1 protein-coding gene is annotated in these 552 nt (G+C 46.4%); it reads right to left on the bottom strand.

The window, feature by feature from the left end; genetic code table 11:
• On the bottom strand, positions 1–552 hold a 552-nt coding region (locus tag R7Z49_RS26950; protein WP_318112729.1), incomplete at both ends, for a sensor histidine kinase.

Here is a 552-nt window from a genome sequence, read left to right as displayed (position 1 = left end):
AGCACTTGTTCGAGGCGTTGAGGATCGGCCGAAACGGCTTTCAGGTCGGCGGGTACTTGGTTGATGATGCGAATGGGCTTATTGCCTAGCAGATGATTAGAAAGCTCAAGCACCAAGCGTGTTGCACTGGCTAAGCTTACTGCCGATTTTTGGATATCCATGCTGCCATAGCGCATTTTGTGGTAATCCAATAAATCGTCTACGAGGTTAGCTAAGCGTTGACCACTCTTGATGATGATATCAAGTTGGTATTTTTGACTGGCGGGAATGACTCCATTTGCTCCTGACACGAGGGTTTCTGCAATCCCAACCATGCCATGTAGCGGTGTACGCAATTCGTGCGAGGTTGTTGCGAGGAACTCATCTTTCAGTTTATCAGCCAGTTGCAACTCATCATTTTGCTTCTGAATCAGCTTGATGTTGCTTTCAAGTTCTTCGTTTTGCTGTTTGATGGTTTGGATTTTTTCTCGAATCGAGCGCTGCATACGTTCGAAGCTGATAGCCAAGCGACCGATTTCATCTTTACGTTCGGTATTGAATGTCGTTTCGTCG

This window comes from Vibrio sp. 1562, assembly GCF_033340155.1.
Classification (GTDB): domain Bacteria; phylum Pseudomonadota; class Gammaproteobacteria; order Enterobacterales; family Vibrionaceae; genus Vibrio; species Vibrio alginolyticus.
This window is presented reverse-complemented; position numbering and strand designations above follow the sequence as displayed.